This window comes from Enterobacter cloacae complex sp. P17RS (assembly GCF_014895885.1).
Lineage (GTDB): Bacteria > Pseudomonadota > Gammaproteobacteria > Enterobacterales > Enterobacteriaceae > Enterobacter > Enterobacter bugandensis.
Map to the genome: position 1 here is coordinate 135484 of NZ_JADBQK010000019.1, position 14120 is coordinate 149603.

Consider the following 14120-nt stretch of genomic DNA (forward strand, 5'->3'; position numbering starts at 1 on the left):
TGTAAGCTGCCTCGTAATCGATTGCTCACAGTACCATACGGCATTACTCTTTAAAATCGTTTGCTTCCAGCTCGTGGCGTGAGAGCAGCTTATAGAACTCGGTGCGGTTGCGTCCGGCCATCCGCGCCGCGTGGGTCACGTTGCCTTTGGTGATCTGCAGCAGCTTGCGCAGATAGTTCAGCTCGAACTGGTTACGCGCTTCCGCAAACGTCGGCAAGGCCGTGTTCTCCCCTTCCAGCGCCTGTTCCACCAGCGCATCGCTGATAACGGGCGAGGACGTCAGCGCCACGCACTGCTCAATCACGTTCACCAGCTGGCGCACGTTACCCGGCCAGCTGGCGGCCATCAGCCGTTTCATCGCATCAGTCGAAAAGGCGCGCACGAACGGTTTATGCCGATCTGCCGCCTGGCGCAGGAGGTGATTCGCCAGCAGCGGAATATCTTCCGCACGCTCCGCCAGCGCCGGGATCTTCAGGTTCACCACGTTCAGACGGTAGTAGAGATCTTCACGGAACTCGTTGCGGGCCATCACTTTGGGCAAGTCGCGGTGGGTGGCGGAAATGATTCGCACATTAATATCAATATCGCGGTTGCTGCCCAACGGGCGCACTTTGCGCTCCTGAAGTACGCGCAACAGTTTGACCTGCAGCGGCGCAGGCATGTCGCCAATTTCGTCGAGGAACAGCGTGCCGCCTTCCGCGGCCTGGAAGAGCCCTTCCCGGCTGCTTACCGCGCCGGTAAATGCGCCGCGGGCATGGCCAAAAAGTTCAGACTCAAGAAGCTGCTCTGGCAGGGCACCGCAGTTAATGGCGATAAAGGCATTTTTACTGCGCGGGCTGGCGTTGTGGATCGCCTGCGCCAGGATCTCTTTCCCGGTTCCGCTCTGGCCGTTAATCAACACGCTGACGTCTGACTGTGCGACCATTCGCGCCTGCTCAAGCAGACGCAGCATTATCGGGCTGCGGGTGACGATAGATTCACGCCATGCGTCGTCTCCGGAGGGCGCGGCGTGCTCCAGCGCGCTGTCGATAGCTTTGTAGAGCGCGTCTTTATCTACCGGCTTGGTGAGGAAGCTGAACACGCCCTGCTGAGTTGCGGCGACGGCATCCGGGATTGACCCGTGCGCCGTCAGGATAATGACCGGCATGCCAGGCTGCTGCTTCTGGATTTCGGCGAACAGCTGCATGCCATCCATTTCGTCCATCCGCAGGTCGCTGATCACCAGGTCAATCTTTTCGCGGCTGAGGACTTTAAGCCCCTCCTGCCCGCTTTCCGCGGTCACCACGGTGTAGCCTTCACTCACCAGACGCATCCCCAGCAGCTTTAACAGGCCGGGATCGTCATCCACCAGTAAGAGATGGGCTGGTTTACGGCTCGTCATGCTTCACATCCTCTTGTTTCGGCATATCGCTGTCCGGTGTAGCAGATGAACTACCCGGCTGATATTTACGCGACGAGAGCTGTCTTTCGATATCGGTCAGGTTTTCCAGCTTTCGCGTCGTGGTATCCAGCTGAGTACGTAAATGCTGTTGCTGTTGGCGCAGCGTATCCAGCTCGCTGTCGGTTGACTGCTGTAGCTTGCTGTAGCGGGAGCGCTCTTCAGACAGCTGCAGCTGTAACGTCTGCCCATCCCGCCAGAGCTGGTATACCGGGCGCACCTGTGCGGGAAGATTGATCACAAACGTGTCCAGACGGGTCACGTTGGCCCGACGTTCAACGGGGGTAATTTTCGCATCGGCCAGTAAAATCCCACGCTTGAAAGCGTCCTGCCAGGTGTCTTCATCCAGCATCGCCGCCTTCATGCGGGCGTCTACCGGCGCAAGCCGCTGGGCGCAATCTATTCCGCGCAGCCAGAACAGCGGATTATTTTCGACATCATGCCCTGACAGATTCCAGATATCCTCACAGCGGGTAGAGAGGAAATCCGCCAGCTGGTTATCGGGCCATTTGTCTTCCTGTTTACCGCTTATCGCACTTTGCGGCGCATGGGAAACGCACCCCGCCAGAACTAAACAGGGCAGACTCAGGCGACCCGCTTTGCTGGAAAACACCGCGCGTATGGCGCGGAAAAAGACGTGTGACATACTCACCAGATATAGATTCATTTTATTAATTTTTCCGGCTCAGGGGCAGTTCAATACGGAAGCAAACATCTGAACGTTCGTCCGTGGCAATGTTTAGCTCACCCTGCATGCGTCGTATGCAGTCCCGGGCAATGCTTAATCCCAGACCGCTTCCTTTTACCGCGCCTTTCCGCTGATGACTCCCCTGGAAAAAGGGTTCGAAGATCATGGTTTTTTCGTCATCGGGGATCGGGGTGCCGGTGTTTGCGACGTCAATAAACACCCGGGAGCCCTTCGTATAACTTCGGATATAAATGTTACCGGATTCAGTACCATAGTGCACCGCATTGGAGTAAAGATTATCCAGAACGCTCATTAATAGCATCGGTTCAGCCAGGCAGATCGGCGCATTCAGCTCCACCCCGGTATGCATCATTTTAGCTCTTGCCGGCAAGCTATGGGCGGAGATCACCATATCCACCAGTGGCTCAATCTCCACCTCTTCCAGTACCACCGTCCCGTCAGCCAGCTTGCGGTTGTAATCCAGAAGCTGCTCGATCAGCTTTTGCAGGTTGCGACTGCTGGCGTCCAGAATTTCGACAATCTCTTTCTGCTCCGGCGTAAGCGGCCCTGCTACCTCGTCCGCCAGCAGCTCCGTTCCTTCACGCATGCTGGCCAGCGGGGTTTTCAGCTCATGGGAAATATGGCGCAGGAACTGATGACGCTGGGATTCCAGCCACGCCAGGCGCTCGGATAGCCAGATAATGCGCTGACCGACGGATCGCAGCTCGCGCGGGCCTTTAAAGGCAACCGTATCCCCGAGCGATTTCCCCTCCCCCAGGCGGTTGATCATACGCTGAATACCCTTCACCGGGCCGATGATCATGCGGGTAAAGAGCAGCACCAGCCCGAGGCTCACCAGGAACAGCACCAGCGCCTGCCAGCCGAAGAACTGGCCGCGCTCGGCAATCTCCTGCTGCAGCTGCTGGCCGCGAGAGAAAATGACCGTGCGCGTTGACTGCACCATTTCGGTATTGGCGGCGGCGAATGCCTCAAGGCGCGCGGCGGCAGCCGCATCCGGGCCGCTGTTTTGGCACTGCAGCTGCGCGAGATCGTTCAGATCCTGACGTAACGCCTGATACAGCCTGTCGTCCGGCAGCACGCCCGCGTGGGCATCCAGCATTTCGCTGTAGCGCTTGCGCTGGCTCTGGTACACCTTCTCCAGCGTCCGATCGTCAAGCACGCAGTACTGACGATAGCTACGCTCCATCTCCAGCGCGGCGTTGGTCATCGCTTCACTGCGTCTGGCATCGATAAGCGTGGTGCGGTTCGTCAGCGCCGCCTGGGCACTCAGCGCGTTGAGGCTCTGCCATGCCTGCCAGGCGAGGATCAGCAGCGGCAGCAGGATCAGCAGAAAGGCCATCATCACGAGCTGTCGCAGGGAGCGGGGAAAAACGGGCCAGCGTTTCAACGCATTACTCTCTTCATGGGGGTTTACGGAGAGCGTAACTGAGTCTGCCCTTCAGATACAACAAAGCCGGGTAAAAACCCGGCTTTGTTGTGGAATAAGGCGGTGCCTAACTCGACGTTTCGCCCTGGCCTGATAAAGCATCGCTATGATCAGTAGTTGGACGGCAGGCACCTTTTTGTGCGTCATTCGAAGTTTATGTAGCACGTCCCGAAGGGGCTGACATAAGAAGGTGAATGAGCCACTGGTTAATATTATGCAACACCCATGCCAGAATGCAAAACAAAATATTAACACATTGAAATATATATCTTTTATTCGTTTAATCTATTTGTTGTGCGCTGAATGATTTCCAAGCTAAGTGTCGCTATTAAGCAACACCTTAACGGGAACCTGTCCTGCCATATATAAATCAATGAGTTAAATGTCTCCATTTGGAGACACCCCTATACCATCTTTGTCGCAATTTTGCGACACGCATAAAAAAACCCGGTGGCGCTACGCTCACCGGGCCTACAAAGTACCTGCTTTACATCTTAACCCAGCTGTTTACGCGCGTTGCGGAAGATACGCATCCACGGGCTGTCCTCGCCCCAGTTTTCCGGGTGCCAGGAGTTGCTCACGGTACGGAACACGCGTTCAGGGTGCGGCATCATGATGGTCGCGCGACCGCTTTCGCTGGTCACCGCCGTAATACCGTTGACGGAGCCGTTCGGGTTCGCCGGATAGGTTTCCGTGACCTTGCCGAAGTTATCGACAAAGCGCAGCGCCACCAGGCCTTTGCTCTCGAGCTGCGCCAGATGGGCCGCATCGCGCACTTCTACCTGACCTTCGCCGTGGGAAACGGCGATTGGCATCTGAGAGCCAACCATTCCCTGCAGCAGCAGAGACGGGCTCTGAGTCACTTCAACCAGACTGAAGCGCGCTTCGAAGCGGTCGGACTGGTTGCGCACAAAGCGTGGCCAGGCTTCGCTGCCCGGGATCAGCTCGCGCAGGTTAGACATCATCTGGCAGCCGTTGCACACGCCCAGCGCCAGGGTTTGCGGACGATGGAAGAAGGTCTCGAACTCGTCGCGCACGCGGCTGTTAAATAGAATGGACTTCGCCCAGCCTTCGCCTGCGCCCAGCACGTCGCCGTAGGAGAAACCGCCGCACGCCACCAGCGCATGGAAATCTTCCAGACCGGTACGCCCGGCCAGCAGGTCGCTCATGTGGACGTCGATAGCGTCAAAGCCCGCGCGGTGGAAGGCTGCCGCCATCTCAACGTGGGAGTTAACGCCCTGCTCGCGCAGCACGGCCACTTTCGGACGCGCGCCGGTCGCAATGTACGGCGCAGCGATATCTTCGTTGATGTCGAAGGAGAGCTTCACGTTCAGGCCAGGATCCTGGTCATTCGCTTTCGCGTTATGCTCCTGATCGGCGCATTCCGGGTTATCGCGCAGGCGCTGCATCTGCCAGGTGGTTTCTGCCCACCACATGCGCAGCGTGGTGCGGCTTTCGCTGAACACGGCGTGACCGTCGGCCTCAATGACGAAGCGGTCGCCCTGAACGGCTTTCCCCAGATAGTGGACGCAGTCTGCCAGACCGTGCTTCGCCAGAATCGCTTCCACCGCCTCGCGGTCTGCGGCGCGAACCTGAATCACCGCACCCAGCTCTTCGTTAAACAGCGCCGCCAGGCGGTCTTCGCCAAGCGTTGCAATGTTCGCTTCCACGCCGCAGTGGCCGGTGAAGGTCATCTCTGCCAGGGTCACCAGCAGGCCGCCGTCGGAACGGTCGTGGTAGGCCAGCAGCTTGCGCTGTGCCACCAGCGCCTGAATGGCGTCGTAGAAGCCTTTTAGCTGCGCCACGTCGCGCACGTCGGCTGGCTTGTCGCCAAGTTGACGGTAAACCTGCGCCAGTGCGGTGGCGCCCAGCGCGTTGTGGCCTTTACCCAGGTCAATCAACAGCAGGGCGTTATCTTCGGTCGCCAGCTGCGGCGTAACGGTATGGCGCACGTCTTCCACGCGGGCAAACGCAGTGATCACCAGCGACAGCGGAGACGTCATCTCGCGCTGCTCGTTACCCTCCTGCCAGCGGGTTTTCATCGACATGGAGTCTTTACCCACCGGAATGGTCAGGCCGAGGGCTGGGCACAGCTCCTCACCCAGCGCTTTCACGGCTTCATACAGGCCAGCGTCTTCACCAGGGTGACCGGCTGCCGCCATCCAGTTCGCGGAAAGTTTGATACGTTTGATGTCGCCAATCTGCGTCGCCGCAATGTTGGTCAGCGCTTCACCGACCGCCAGTCGTGCAGAGGCGGCGAAGTCCAGCAGCGCCACCGGGGTGCGTTCACCCAGCGCCATCGCTTCGCCGTAGTAGCTGTCGAGGCTCGCGGTGGTCACGGCGCAGTTCGCCACCGGGATCTGCCACGGGCCAACCATTTGATCGCGGGATACCATACCGGTCACGGTACGGTCGCCGATGGTCACCAGGAAGGTTTTCTCTGCCACAGCAGGCAGGTGCAGTACGCGGTTGACCGCTTCCGCCACGGTAATGCCCTGGCGATCCAGCGCTTTGCCCGCTGCTTTACGGGTTGTTACATCGCGGGTCATCTTCGGCGTTTTACCGAGCAGCACGTCCAGCGGCAGATCGATAGGCTGGTTGTCGAAATGGGTGTCGCTCAGAGTCAGGTGCTGCTCTTCGGTCGCTTCACCGATGACGGCATACGGCGCGCGCTCGCGGCGGCACAGCTCGTCAAACAGCGGCAGCTGGTCGGCCGCAACCGCCAGCACATAGCGCTCCTGGGATTCGTTACACCAGATTTCGAGCGGGCTCATGCCCGGCTCATCGCTCAGGATATCGCGCAGGTTGAAACGGCCACCGCGACCACCGTCGCTCACCAGCTCCGGCATGGCGTTGGACAGGCCGCCCGCGCCCACGTCGTGGATGAACAGAATCGGGTTAGCATCTCCCAGTTGCCAGCAGCGGTCGATCACTTCCTGGCAGCGACGCTCCATTTCAGGGTTGTCACGCTGCACGGAGGCAAAATCGAGATCCGCATCAGACTGGCCGGAGGCCATAGAAGAGGCCGCACCGCCGCCCAGACCGATGTTCATCGCCGGGCCGCCCAGCACGATCAGCTTCGCGCCGACGACGATCTCGCCTTTCTGCACGTGATCGGCACGGATGTTGCCGATCCCGCCCGCCAGCATGATCGGTTTGTGGTAGCCACGCAGCTCTTCGCCGTTGTGGCTGTCCACCTTCTCTTCGTAGGTACGGAAGTAACCGTTCAGCGCCGGACGTCCAAATTCGTTGTTAAACGCCGCGCCGCCCAGCGGACCTTCGGTCATGATATCCAGCGCGGTCACGATGCGCTCTGGCTTGCCGAAATCTTCTTCCCACGGCTGTTCAAAGCCAGGGATGCGCAGGTTGGAGACGGAGAAACCGACCAGACCCGCTTTTGGTTTCGCCCCACGCCCGGTCGCCCCTTCGTCACGGATTTCGCCGCCGGAGCCGGTTGCCGCACCCGGCCACGGAGAAATGGCCGTCGGGTGGTTGTGGGTTTCCACTTTCATCAGAATATGCGCAGGCTCCTGATGGAAGTCATAGCGCCCTGCTTCGCGATCGGCGAAGAAGCGGCCCACCTCGGAACCTTCCATCACAGCGGCGTTGTCTTTATAGGCAGACAGCACGTGGTCAGGGGTTTGTTCCATGGTGTTTTTGATCATTTTGAACAGCGACTTCGGCTGCTGTTCGCCGTCGATGATCCAGTCGGCGTTGAAAATCTTATGGCGGCAGTGCTCAGAGTTGGCCTGCGCGAACATGTAGAGTTCGATGTCGTTCGGGTTGCGGTTGAGCTTAACGAACGCGTCCTGCAGGTAGTCAATTTCGTCTTCTGCCAGCGCCAGGCCGAGACGCAGGTTGGCGTCAATCAGCGCCTGGCGGCCCTGCCCCAGCAGGTCCACGCTCTGTACCGGCGCAGGCTGATGATGGGAGAAAAGCTTCTGTGCGTCATCAAGAGAGGCAAACACGCTCTCCATCATGCGGTCGTGCAATTCAGCCGCAACCGCCTGCCACTGCGCGTCGCTCAGGGTAGAGGCTTCGACGTAGTACGCTACGCCGCGCTCCAGACGGTTAATCTGGCTCAGGCCGCAGTTGTGGGCAATGTCGGTGGCTTTGGAAGACCAGGGGGAGATGGTGCCCGGACGCGGTGTCGCAAGGATCAGTTTGCCGGTTGGCGTATGGCTGCTCAGATTTGGGCCATACTTGAGCAGGCGTTCCAGCTGTACGCGCTCCTCTGCATTCAGGGGGGCATTCAGGTCAGCAAAATGGACATACTCAGCGTAAATATTGCTTACCGGAAGGTCGGCCGCCTGAAAACGTGCCAGCAGTTTGGTAATACGGAAGGCAGACAGTGCAGGCGAACCACGCAGAATTTCCATCATAAGTCTCTCGTCTTCGAAGCGCCGGGGCGCTTACAGTGTGCGCAAGGGGGGAAAACGGGCGTCATTATAGAGAATCCTGAGCGCCGACGAAACCGTTTGCGTCGAAATAAAATCGACTTCAGCGTTTAACAATAGATGTGACCTGTCTCTCTAATTGGTTGCCAAGTGGCGCAAGTTTACGCAAAATGCCGCTCATTCAATGACAAACCTTATGATTAACATGGCTACAGCAGACTGAGGCAACCGGCGTCGCAGAGAATTAACTAATTGAAAAAATTAAAGATTAATTATCTGCTCATCGGCATTGTAACGTTGCTGCTGGCAGTGGCCCTCTGGCCTTCCATCCCCTGGTTCGGCAAAGCCGAAAATCGTATCGCCGCCATTCAGGAGCGGGGGGAACTGCGCGTCAGTACCCTCAACTCTCCGCTGATTTACAGCGACATCAACGGCAAAATTATTGGTCTGGATTATGAGCTGGCGCAGCAGTTTGCCGATTATCTGGGCGTGAAGCTTAAAATTACCGTCCGCCAGAACATCAACCAGCTGTTTGACGACCTGGACAACAACAACGCCGATATCCTCGCTGCCGGGCTGGTCTATAACAGCGAGCGCAGCAAGAACTACCAGCCGGGTCCGACCTACTACTCCGTTTCCCAGCAGCTGGTTTATCGCGTCGGGAGCCTGCGCCCGCGTACGCTTGCCTCGATCAACGCGCAACAGCTGACGATTGCTCCCGGCCACGTGGTGATTGACGACCTGCGTGAGTTAAAAGAGAAAAAATACCCGGATCTGAGCTGGACGGTTGACCCTAAACTCGGCACGACGGAGCTGCTGGAGCAGGTCAAAGATCAGAAACTGCCCTACACCATCGCCGATTCGGTGGCGATCAGCCTGTTCCAGCGGGTGCATCCTGAAATCGCCGTGGCGCTGGACGTGACGGACGAACAGCCGGTGACCTGGTTTACCCATCTGGATGATGACCAGACCCTCTCGGCGGCCATGCTGGATTTTTATAACACCATCAATGAAGACGGCACGCTGGCGCGACTTGAGGAGAAGTACCTCGGCCACGGGGATGACTTTGACTACGTTGACACCCGCAGCTTCCTGCGCGCGGTTGACAGCGTCCTGCCTGACCTGCAGCCGCTTTTCGAAAAATATGCCCAGGAGATTGACTGGAAACTGCTGGCGGCTATCTCGTACCAGGAGTCCCACTGGGACACCCAGGCCACGTCGCCAACGGGCGTACGCGGACTGATGATGTTAACCAAAAATACCGCGCTGAGCCTGGGCGTTAACGACCGTACCGATGCGGAACAGAGCATCAGCGGCGGGGCGCGCTACCTGCAGGATATGATGGCTAAAGTCCCGGAAACCGTGCCGGAAGAGGAACGGATCTGGTTTGCGCTGGCGGCCTACAACATGGGCTACGCGCACATGCTTGACGCGCGGGCTCTGACGGCGAAAACGAAGGGAAACCCGGACAGCTGGTCAGACGTAAAACAGCGCCTGCCGCTGCTGAGCCAGAAGTCATGGTACAATAAGCTGACGTATGGCTACGCGCGCGGACATGAAGCCTACGCCTACGTGGAAAATATACGTAAGTATCAGATTAGCCTGGTCGGCTATCTGCTGGAGAAAGAGAAAGAGGCAACAGAGGCAAAACAGCTGGCGGAAAGTTATCCGGTTGTAGCGCCGGACGAGCTTAATCATCCGACAACTTCAATTCTGCCTTTTGTTGCTTTTTCTGCTGACGGCGCATTCGAAAGAAATCGCTTAATAGCCCCGAACACTCTGGTGCAAGTACCCCACCGATAGTCTGCACCTGATGATTCATTCCTGGATGACCCAGCACGTCCATCAGTGAACCGGCCGCACCGGTTTTTTCATCTCGCGCTCCAAACACCAGGGTACCGATTCGGCTGTGCACCATCGCCCCGGAGCACATCACGCAGGGTTCAAGGGTGACGTACAGAGTGGTATCGAGCAGACGATAGTTTTGCAGCACCAGGCCGCCCTGACGAAGCGCCATAATTTCGGCGTGCGCAGTAGGATCGTGGCGGCCAATAGGACGGTTCCACCCTTCCCCAATCACCCGGTTGTTATGAACCAGCACCGCGCCCACGGGCACTTCGCCCTCGTCCCAGGCCCGTTGAGCCAGCGCCAGCGCGTGGCGCATCCAGTATTCATGATTGTGTTCTGAGGTGGACAAGGGCTGATACTCCAGTCTAAAAGCGGGCGGCATTATACACAGCCCTTATAGATAAGACTATTCGAGTTGCTGAAGTTCACCGAGGGGAGTAACGCGCCAGCGGTGCTGGCAAAAATAGAGCAGCGGGTTGTCCTGCTTGCTGTCGCTGTAGCCGCTGTAAAGACGCAGCGGCGTGCCGATGCGTTTTTCCAGCTGGACCACTTTTTCATGCCCCAGACAGCGCATCGTCAGGACCCAGCCGCCGTAGCCGCGGGAAATTTGCGTGGCGATAAGGTTTACGCGCGGCAGCCAGGGGGTATCAAAGTAGACCTGCTCCACCAGCGTCTGCGGGGAGCCGGTAATCAGCCAGATATCGGCATCGTTGGCGTCAAGATAGCTGGTCAGGCGCGCCTGCACCACGGGAAACGCGGCAACGTGGCCGCGGAACCAGAGAGCGAACTCCTTTTCGAGCTGTTTGAGCCGCGCTTCGCTGTGGCCAAACGTACATCCCCACAGCAGCAGGCTCATCGGCCAGCGCGCCGCCCGGCCTTTTACCAGCAGCGCGATGCCAATGAGGGGTAAGAGCGGTAAGACGAGCAGCGCGTTCAGAGGCTGACGCCGCAGCAGGTAGCGCATAAACGTACCAAACATATCCTGCTGATGCAGCGTTCCATCCAGATCGAAAAAGACAACGCGACGCTCGTGATTGGCCAAACCTTACTCCTCTGGGTCGTTGAATCCTAACAGCCAGGTAAACAGGAACCCGGCGATCACCGCTACTAAATAGCCTAACAGATAGAGCATGACTTTTCCGGTCACGATGGTTAATGCCAGCGGTAAACCGGAGAGACCAAAGGTGATAACGGTGGCGACTTTCCAGTAGCTGATGAGTGCCCCGCCTACCGCGCCCCCCAGACAGGCCGCAAGGAACGGTTTACCCAGCGGCAGCGTGACGCCGAATATCAGCGGCTCGCCAATGCCGAGCAGCCCGACCGGCAGCGCCCCTTTAATCACTTTTTTCAGGCGCGCGTTGCGGGTTTTCATCAGGACGGCAATCGCTGCCCCCACCTGCCCGACGCCCGCCATCGAGAGAATAGGCAGCAGCGCGTTATAACCGTGCGCCTGCACCAGCTCGACGTGGATCGGCACCAGCCCCTGATGCAGGCCGGTCAGCACCAGCGGCAGGAAGGTACCTGACAGCACCGCCCCCACCAGCAGGCCGCCGCGGTCGATAGCCAGAGACGCGCCGTGGGCGATGGCGTCAGAGATCCACCCGCCTAGTGGCTGAAGGACCACAATCGCGACGCTACCGGTAATTAACGTGGTCAGCAGCGGGTTGAGGATCAGCTCAATCGAGCCAGGCAGAACCGCGCGTAGCTTTTTCTCGATCCAGCACATAAGAATAACCACCAGCAGCACGGCAATCACCCCGCCGCGACCAGGCTGGAGCGCCTCGCCAAACAGCGTGATTTGCGCCAGCTGCGGGCTGGACAAGATCCCTGCCATTACGCCGCCCATGGCCAGCGAGCCGCCAAACACCTTCGCGGTATTGACCCCGACCAGAATGTTCATAATGGCAAACACCGCGCTGCCGAAGATCCCGAGAATGCCCAGCAGGTTCGGATACTGCGTGGCAAAATCCCCGACAATATCTGGCCGCTTGAGGATGTTGATGATCCCGGTGATCAAGCCGGAAGCTATAAACGCCGGGATCAGCGGGATAAAGACGTTTGCCAGCTGTCGCAGCGCATCGCTCATGGGAGCTTTGTATTTGGCCTTCGCCTGCGCTTTGGTGCGTTCAGCGTCGTCAACCGTCACGCTTGCACCGCCGACCATCAGCGCGCGCATGGCATCGACAACCTGCGCCGCCTTGCCCGGCCCGACGATCAGCTGGTGTTGCTGCCCCTGTTTTACGTAGCCACTGACGCCGGACAGCTTCTTCAGACCCGGCACGTCAAGCTGGTCGTCGTTATGCACCTCGACGCGCACGCGCGTCATGCAGTTTTCCAGACGCTGAATATTTTGTTCCCCGCCTATCCCCTGCAGGATATCGCTGGCGAGCGCTGCTGTTTTGTCCATAAACGCCTCTGCTAGTTTTCTAATGCCGCCCGTAAGAAGCCGTTATGCGCGTCGAGTTTGGCTCGCGCGGCCGCCGCGTCCAGCCCGCTTAAGATCATTAAAATGGCCGGTTTAACGTCGTGATCGGTCTGCCTGAGCACCGCTTCTGCCTCTTTACGGCCCGCGCCTGTCGCCTCCATCACCATGCGGCAGGCTCTGTCCACCAGCTTGACGTTGGTGGCCTGCATATCGACCATCAGGTTCTGGTAGACCTTGCCGAACTTCACCATCGCACCGGTGGAGATCATATTGAGCACCAGCTTTTGCGCGGTCCCGGATTTCAGGCGCGTGGAGCCGGTGAGCGCTTCCGGCCCAACGACCGGAGAGATGGCGATAGCGGCCACCTGCGCAATCGGCGAGCCGGGGTTGCAGGAGATGGCGACCGTCGTGCAGCCGGTCCGATTGGCGTATTCCAGGCCGCCAATGACGTACGGCGTGCGCCCGGATGCCGCCAGGCCAACCACCAGATCGTTCGCCGTCAGGTTCAGATCCTTCAGGTCATCCTCACCCAGCTGTTTGTTGTCCTCCGCTCCTTCAACGGCCTTCAGCAGCGCGCCGGGACCACCTGCAATCAGGCCAACCACCAGGCCGTGCGGAACGCCAAAGGTGGGCGGACATTCCGAGGCATCCAGCACCCCGAGACGCCCGCTGGTACCGGCCCCCATATAGATAATGCGACCACCGGCCTTAAGAGCTTCCGCCGCTGCATCGACCGCTTTCGCCACCTCTGGCAATGTCTCTTTCACTGCCTGCGCGACCAGCGTATCCTGTTGATTAAAGCGGTTAACCAGCTCCAGGGTGGAGAGGGCATCCAGATCCATGGTTTGCGGGTTACGCGTTTCAGAAACAAGTGAGCCAAGATTCATTTTTTGTACCTCAAGAATTTTTAATTCATAATAATCACACTATAATGGAATATAAAATTCATTCAGGCGAGCAGAATTCGTTTTTGCGCAGACAATCACATTTCCGCCGGGAGTACTCATGAACTGTTTAATTCGCATTCGCCAGCGCTACGCCGGCTTTGCTCAAAGCGACAAAAAGCTGGCGGATTTTCTGCTTTCTCAGCCCGATCGCGCCCGCCACCTCAGCTCACAGCAGCTGGCAAGCGAAGCTGGAGTGAGCCAGTCAAGCGTGGTGAAATTTGCTCAGAAGATCGGGTTTAAGGGTTTTCCCGCTCTTAAGCTGGCAATCAGCGAAGCGCTGGTGAGTAACCCGAATCCGCAGTCCATGCCGGTGCATAACCAGATCCGCGGCGATGACCCGATGCGTCTGGTTGGGGAAAAGCTGATCAAGGAGAACGTGGCGGCCATGCACGCCACGCTGGACGTGAATACCGAAGAGAAATTACTGGAAAGCGTGGCGATGCTGCGGGCGGCGCGGCGTATTATTTTGACCGGTATTGGCGCGTCCGGTCTGGTGGCGCGTAATTTTGGCTGGAAGCTGACTAAAATCGGTTTTAACGCCATCGTCGAGCAGGATATGCACGCCCTGCTGGCGACCGTGCAGGCGATGGATCCTGACGATCTGCTGCTGGCCATCTCCTACTCCGGCGAGCGCCGCGAGATCAACATGGCGACCGACGAAGCCCTGCGCGTCGGCGGCAAAATTCTGGCGATCACCGGCTTTACGCCAAATGCGCTGCAGCAGCGGGCAACGCGCTGTTTGTATACCATTGCCGAAGAGCAGGCCACGCGCAGCGCAGCAATTTCGTCCACCAGCGCACAAATGATGCTGACGGACCTGCTGTTTATGGCGCTGGTACAGCAGGATCTGGAGCGCGCGCCCGAGCGCATTCGTCACAGCGAAGAACTGGTAAAGAAACTGGTTTGACGCGTATAATGCCCGCCCAGTTT

The 14120-nt window shown here is 58.4% G+C and carries 10 protein-coding genes; 2 read left to right on the forward strand and 8 right to left on the reverse strand.

The annotated features are described in order from the left end of the window. Positions 1-43 precede the first annotated feature (43 nt). The 4 genes from glrR to purL all read right to left on the reverse strand — a co-directional run bounded on the left by glrR (position 44) and on the right by purL (position 7955). Positions 44-1381, reverse strand: a complete 1338-nt coding sequence (gene glrR, locus IM265_RS15115) for a two-component system response regulator GlrR (RefSeq protein ID WP_028014084.1) — start codon at positions 1379-1381, stop codon at positions 44-46. Next, entirely contained in the window at positions 1368-2105 is a 738-nt protein-coding gene (qseG, locus tag IM265_RS15120; RefSeq protein ID WP_048957757.1) for a two-component system QseEF-associated lipoprotein QseG, read from the reverse strand. The genes glrR and qseG overlap by 14 nt, the downstream gene beginning before the upstream one ends. A gap of 4 nt (positions 2106-2109) precedes the next feature. Then, a complete protein-coding gene (gene qseE, locus IM265_RS15125; protein ID WP_193030316.1) occupies positions 2110-3534 on the reverse strand; it encodes a two component system sensor histidine kinase QseE/GlrK in 1425 nt (474 codons plus the stop codon). A 533-nt stretch (positions 3535-4067) separates the two neighbouring features. Next, the gene (gene purL / locus IM265_RS15130; RefSeq protein WP_193030314.1) at positions 4068-7955 is read right to left on the reverse strand and encodes a phosphoribosylformylglycinamidine synthase; all 3888 of its coding nucleotides are present in this window, start codon (positions 7953-7955) and stop codon (positions 4068-4070) included. Between the two features lie 267 nt (positions 7956-8222). On the opposite strand from purL, the gene mltF reads away from it, so the two are divergent. Next, complete coding sequence (gene mltF / locus IM265_RS15135; RefSeq protein ID WP_193030312.1) at positions 8223-9773, forward strand: membrane-bound lytic murein transglycosylase MltF; 1551 nt, start codon at positions 8223-8225, stop codon at positions 9771-9773. On the opposite strand, the gene tadA is transcribed toward mltF, so the two are convergent. From tadA to murQ, 4 genes are read right to left on the reverse strand one after another with little or no spacing between them, the layout of a single operon-like run. Beyond that, positions 9661-10200, reverse strand: a complete 540-nt coding sequence (gene tadA / locus IM265_RS15140; RefSeq protein WP_048338854.1) for a tRNA adenosine(34) deaminase TadA — start codon at positions 10198-10200, stop codon at positions 9661-9663. The genes mltF and tadA overlap by 113 nt on opposite strands. Before the next feature lie 24 nt (positions 10201-10224). Next, on the reverse strand, positions 10225-10860 hold the full coding sequence (yfhb, locus tag IM265_RS15145; protein WP_028014089.1) for a phosphatidylglycerophosphatase C: 636 nt from the start codon (positions 10858-10860) through the stop codon (positions 10225-10227). Positions 10861-10863: 3 nt separating this feature from the next. Next, complete coding sequence (locus IM265_RS15150) at positions 10864-12225, reverse strand: PTS transporter subunit EIIC (RefSeq protein WP_028014090.1); 1362 nt, start codon at positions 12223-12225, stop codon at positions 10864-10866. An 11-nt stretch (positions 12226-12236) separates the two neighbouring features. Next, the gene (gene murQ / locus IM265_RS15155) at positions 12237-13130 is read right to left on the reverse strand and encodes an N-acetylmuramic acid 6-phosphate etherase (RefSeq protein ID WP_193030310.1); all 894 of its coding nucleotides are present in this window, start codon (positions 13128-13130) and stop codon (positions 12237-12239) included. A 118-nt stretch (positions 13131-13248) separates the two neighbouring features. Between murQ and IM265_RS15160 the strand changes: the two genes are divergently transcribed. Next, positions 13249-14097 carry a MurR/RpiR family transcriptional regulator gene (locus IM265_RS15160; RefSeq protein ID WP_028014092.1) on the forward strand — a complete coding sequence of 283 codons (849 nt, stop codon included), beginning with the start codon at positions 13249-13251 and terminating at the stop codon, positions 14095-14097. The last annotated feature ends 23 nt before the right edge of the window (positions 14098-14120 follow it).